The sequence below is a fragment of the Varibaculum sp. genome, from assembly GCF_008661855.1.
GTDB classification, from domain to species: domain Bacteria; phylum Actinomycetota; class Actinomycetes; order Actinomycetales; family Actinomycetaceae; genus Varibaculum; species Varibaculum timonense_A.
Genome location: NZ_RPZY01000059.1, coordinates 1 through 5,071, shown reverse-complemented (window position 1 = coordinate 5,071; position 5,071 = coordinate 1). Strand labels below are relative to the sequence as shown.

The following is a 5,071-nucleotide window of genomic DNA, read 5'->3' as shown; positions in this document are numbered from 1 at the left end:
GCCATGGGTTGTGTTTGTCGTCCACCCACCGAAACCCCAACCGGGCGTTTTCTGGGATCGGTTCATATTCAAAAAGCTCTGCGGGAACCTCCGCAAACACTACTGGGTAAAATTCTTGATGACGACTTAAAAGGCGTAGACCCATCGGCAGGAATTGGCACGGTCACCAGGTTACTTGCCACCTATAACCTCACAGCGGTACCCGTGGTTGATAAGAATCGACATCTTTTAGGGGCAGTTAGTGTCGATGACGTCCTCGATCATCTTTTGCCTGAAGACTGGCGCGATGCTGATGAACACGAAACTGACCTAGCTATGGAAAGGGACAGGAACGAAGATGACGGATAGGCTGGATATTCCGCGTGAAAGAAAACGTCGTTTTCGACTTCCGCGTATTAATTTGCAGTCCGAGGGCGTAGGGCGGGCTTCGGAATCTTTTGCTCGTTTCCAGGGGACTCCCCAGTTTTTGGTTTATTTAACCGTATTCGTAATTGTTTGGCTAGCCTGGAACTCTTGGGCTCCGGAGGCTTGGCGCTTTGACAGTGCAACCCTGGGATTTACGGTTCTGACCTTAATGCTTTCTTTGCAGGCTTCCTATGCGTCTCCCCTGATTCTTTTAGCGCAAAACCGTCAAGATGACCGTGACCGAGTTTCCGCCGAGCAGGACAGGCGGCGCGCTGTCCGCAATCATGCCGAGATTGAATACTTAACCCGCGAAATCGCTTCTTTAAGAATTGCGATGTCTGAGGTTGCTACCCGTGACTTTGTGCGGGCAGAACTTCGCGACCTCCTTGAGGAAATCCGGGAAGAAGAAAAACACTCCAGCCTCCGCGACCATGAGCAAAATAATAACCACTTAGAGCGGGACAAACGGTCATAGGTCTTGGCGAAAGTGAGCAGGAACCGCAGTCAATATAGGATAAAGACATGAGTCAGTTAAATGAAGATGCAGTCAAGCAAGCGCTCGCACGGGTAATCGATCCCGAGTTGGGCCGGGCAATCACCGACTTAGATATGGTACGCGAAATATCTATAGATGCTGGTGGAGCGGTTAAAGTTGGGGTAGATTTAACTATTGCGGGCTGCCCGATGCAAGCCGTAATCGAAAAGGACGTAAAAGCAGAAGTTTCTAAAGTTCCCGGTGTAAGTACGGTGACCGTAGAAATGGGAGTCATGGACGAAAACCAGCGTGCCGCATTAAAAGAGAAACTCTCCGGGCCGCAAAACGTGATTCCCTTTACCCAACCCGACAACCTAACCCGAATCTACGCAATTACTTCCGGTAAAGGCGGAGTTGGTAAATCCTCAATGACCGCTAACCTGGCTCTTTCTCTTGCCATGCAGGGAGTGAAAGTCGGGGTTCTTGACGCTGATATTTACGGTTTTTCGATTCCCAGAATGCTGGGGGTTAGTGAAGAACCAACAGTTATTGATGGCATGATTGTGCCCCCAGTTGCCGGCGGGGTGAAAGTAATTTCTATCGGTATGTTTGTACCAGATGGGCAACCTGTTATTTGGCGCGGCCCGATGCTACACCGCGCCCTCCAGCAGTTCTTAGCCGACGTTTACTGGGGCGACCTGGATGTTTTATTGCTAGATTTGCCCCCTGGAACCGGTGATGTAGCCATCTCGATTTCCCAATTACTGCCCAAATCAGAGATTTTGGTAGTAACCACCCCGCAAGTGGCGGCCGCAGAAGTCGCCGAGCGTGCCGGGGTTATCGGTTCACAAACCGACCAGCGGGTAATTGGAGTAATAGAAAATATGTCTTATTTACCCCAAGCAGACGGTAGTAAATTGCATCTATTTGGCAGTGGCGGCGGAGACATGGTTTCTGGACGGCTTAGTTCCCAACTGGGATACCAGGTTCCAGTTTTGGCGCAAGTACCTTTAGATATCGCTTTGCGAGAAGGCTCTGACCAGGGCAGACCTGTGGTAACCACCCACCCAGACTCCCCGGCATCTCAGGCTATTAGCCAGGTAGCTCAGGCACTGGCTAAACGCACTCAGTCTCTGGCAGGACGCAGTCTCGGTATCAAACCGCTCTAGGCTCTTTTGAGTTTTCCTAAACTGGATAAAGCGCAAATCCGCTAGCAAGGAAGTAACTATGAACAACAGCAAGGCTTTAAGTTGGGATTGGACCGAGTCTCAAGTTTTCGAGGACGCGGTAATAGTGGCAGCCCGCGCCACCGCCGTAGAGATGGGAGCTAGCCCAGTTTCTCCCGCCACCGGGGCAGCTTTGCGAATGCTAGCGGCAGCTTGTGGCGCAAAAGCGGTTTTTGAAATTGGTACTGGCGCGGGGGTTTCCGGGTTATACCTGTTAGCTGGAATGAGTGAGAACGGGGTATTAACCACTATTGACTCCGAATCAGAATTCCAGGCTGCGGCTCGCAGCGCGTTTCGAGTGGCAACTCAAAAATCTAACCGCACTCGTCTAATCAATGGGCACGCTCTGGAAGTACTTCCTCGAATGGCCAAAGCCGCCTATGACATGGTGGTTATCGATGGGGATGTGCGGGAAATCAGCAGCTATATTGAACAGGCAACCCGAATGTTAAGACCGGGCGGCATGGTGGTAATCGTACACTCCCTCTGGATGGATCAAGTCGGAGACCCCGCACGCCGCGAAATGGAAACTACCCAAATGCGTGGGGCAGTCACTTCCCTACTTGGTGATGAACGCTTTATTTCCAATGTTTTAACCTGCGGGGACGGCTTAGCGGTCGGGGTTTACTGTCCGCCAGAATAAATTTGTTCCAGTTTTTTGCGATTGACTCAACGCGTTTTATTCCCGGAGCAGAGTTTTCTCTGGCTTCTTCGGCGCAGTTAGCCCTGGCTTAAACCCTCTCCTGGTATGCTGCGCGAGTGAGAAGTTTTAAAAATGATGGAATCTATAGGCGCGGTCCTATCCAGTTACGCCAACCGTTATTACCTACCGAGACTTCCGAGCAACGCCTGCTCCGCCCACAAAAAGACACTGAATGGCTTCACAATGACACTTGGCGAGTCTTGCGTATTCAAAGCGAATTCGTGGAGGGTTTCGGGGCGCTAGCCGAACTAGGCCCGGCAATTTCGGTATTCGGTTCAGCGCGCACCGCCCCCAATACCCCTAGCTACGCCCTCGGAGAAGAAACCGGAAAACTGCTTGCTGAAGCCGGATGGTCGGTTCTAACCGGTGGGGGCCCAGGACAAATGGAGGCCGTTTCTAAAGGTTGTAGTGAAGCCGGCGGTATTTCCGTGGGGCTTGGTATCGAGCTGCCCCACGAGCAAATGTTCAACGATTGGGTTTCTTTGGGAATTTACTTCCGCTACTTTTTTGCTCGCAAAACTATGTTCGTAAAATATGCTCAAGGTTTTATAGTTTTGCCGGGAGGATTCGGTACTCTAGATGAGCTTTTCGAGGCGGTCACCCTGGCACAAACCGGAAAAATTAAGTCCTTCCCAATAGTGCTAGTTGGCAAAAACTACTGGAGCGGATTGCTGTCTTGGGTGCGTGAACAAGCAATTAGCTCCCAGATGATTACAGAAAAAGAGCTCGCGGCATTGCAGCTGGTAGATACCCCTGCCGAGGCTTTGCAGATTATTGGCAAAGCCCCGAAAGATTGCTAGCCCCCTACCCCCGTCCTCTATAGAACGCAGCACCAGTTTTGTCCTTGGGTAAAATGAACGCGAAGTAAAGGTAGGTAGGTTTTGAAATGTAAAAGTCGCTGCTGCAATCACCTTTAGCGAGGATAACCTGGGAAATCAGATTGCCTGTGCTTGTTTTTCACAAACAGCAAGTAAAGTAACAGAACCGAGATTATGCAGATAAACCCTAAAAGCACTACTAGAGCAATCAGTAGCACCTTGCTAACTCCCTGGTTTTGAGAATTTTGCTTGCTAGCGGTTGCTTTAGCTGGTGAGCTGGTAGTTTGTTCCTCATATGATGTCTGCGTCGGGGTGGATGTTGTAGCCGAGGGAGTAGAACTGGTAGCTGGTGGAGTACTTTTCGTAGTAGCCGAGGCGGGAGGATTCGATATCAGCGTTCCCAGTTCGCTCCCCTGTCCCTACCGCAATCAGTAGAAACATCATCCCCAGGGCTAAAGCAAGTATCACCCCCGCCATCTCCACATGGATTAGACCTATTTTCCGCCCTAAAAACACCCCGAAAGACCCCGAGGCTACAAAAGGAGCCAAAGCCGCGTAACTATCGGGGCGGTCAAGTAAAACCTGACGCCCCAGAGGAACATGGATAAAAGCAGCCCCCGTCCCTACAACCGCCGCCATTAGCCATGGAATGGGACTAGAAAAATACCCGATTATAAATAGCGCCGCTCCGAAAGCAGCTAAAAAATGGTTACAGTGAACCACATCGTCTAGTAGACCAATCAATACCTGCAGACCATAGTCGCAGATATTGTAAAGCAGTAACACCGTAATCATCTGCGGGTATGAAGTAATTTGGGGCGCAATTAGAGAGATTATGAAATAGTTAGCCGCAAATTCAAAGAAAAAATGCCCGAAAGCATAGACAGTCAAACGAACCGCAAAACCGGGATATCGTTTCACATCCATTATTTAACCCTAACACCCCATTGGTTTTAATAACTAGCAGCTGCTCGAATTCCCATTTCCCTCCCAAAATAGCTAAAGCCAAGCAGGACACCATCTGCTATAATTAGCTGAGTAAGCTTTAATTTTTAGTCCTATTTTGTCTCTCGGGGGTCAGCATGGCAGCAATGAAACCGCGAACCGGAGATGGTCCGTTAGAGGTAGCCGAGGACGGGGCTCGTACGGAAGAAGGTCGCGAAGTGGTGCTGCGACTTCCCGCTTTAGGGGGCGGTCGCCTGGTAATCGAAATGAGCAAGAAAGAGCTTATCGACCTGGCAGCAGCTATCCACGAACTATATCCCGACTTACCGTAAAAGTATTCCCACCTTTCTGTGGCGAATCGTGCAGGCATTACGGCTGAGTATCCGCCCTTGAAATCTGAGTGAAATCATCAGCAGTATTTTAGCTACAGTTTCAAGGTTTCCTGCCGAAATTCTTCCTCTATTGTCTTAGCCATTTTCTTAACCTCGTTGGGCACTGT

General features: G+C 50.1%; 7 protein-coding genes. 6 read left to right on the top strand and 1 reads right to left on the bottom strand.

The genetic code is table 11. The features are described from left to right. From QZT94_RS08395 to QZT94_RS08375, 5 genes are all read left to right on the top strand, one after another. Positions 1-348: CBS domain-containing protein (locus QZT94_RS08395; protein ID WP_296773366.1), on the top strand; the 348-nt coding region annotated here is incomplete at its 5' end. Beyond that, complete coding sequence (locus tag QZT94_RS08390; protein WP_072509571.1) at positions 338-880, top strand: DUF1003 domain-containing protein; 543 nt, start codon at positions 338-340, stop codon at positions 878-880. The genes QZT94_RS08395 and QZT94_RS08390, both read left to right, overlap by 11 nt. A gap of 47 nt (positions 881-927) precedes the next feature. Next, a complete protein-coding gene (locus QZT94_RS08385; RefSeq protein ID WP_072509570.1) occupies positions 928-2,049 on the top strand; it encodes an Mrp/NBP35 family ATP-binding protein in 1,122 nt (373 codons plus the stop codon). Positions 2,050-2,107: 58 nt separating this feature from the next. Further along, positions 2,108-2,749: a class I SAM-dependent methyltransferase gene (locus tag QZT94_RS08380; protein WP_072509569.1), complete on the top strand. Its 642-nt coding sequence runs from the start codon at positions 2,108-2,110 to the stop codon at positions 2,747-2,749. A 116-nt stretch (positions 2,750-2,865) separates the two neighbouring features. Beyond that, positions 2,866-3,609 carry a TIGR00730 family Rossman fold protein gene (locus QZT94_RS08375; RefSeq protein WP_072509568.1) on the top strand — a complete coding sequence of 248 codons (744 nt, stop codon included), beginning with the start codon at positions 2,866-2,868 and terminating at the stop codon, positions 3,607-3,609. Between the two features lie 309 nt (positions 3,610-3,918). On the opposite strand, the gene QZT94_RS08370 is transcribed toward QZT94_RS08375, so the two are convergent. Further along, positions 3,919-4,554: a hypothetical protein gene (locus QZT94_RS08370; protein WP_296763094.1), complete on the bottom strand. Its 636-nt coding sequence runs from the start codon at positions 4,552-4,554 to the stop codon at positions 3,919-3,921. A 155-nt stretch (positions 4,555-4,709) separates the two neighbouring features. Here QZT94_RS08370 and QZT94_RS08365 point away from each other — a divergent pair, with 155 nt between their 5' ends. Continuing rightward, the gene (locus QZT94_RS08365) at positions 4,710-4,904 is read left to right on the top strand and encodes a DUF3117 domain-containing protein (RefSeq protein WP_072509564.1); all 195 of its coding nucleotides are present in this window, start codon (positions 4,710-4,712) and stop codon (positions 4,902-4,904) included. Positions 4,905-5,071: the final 167 nt, after the last annotated feature.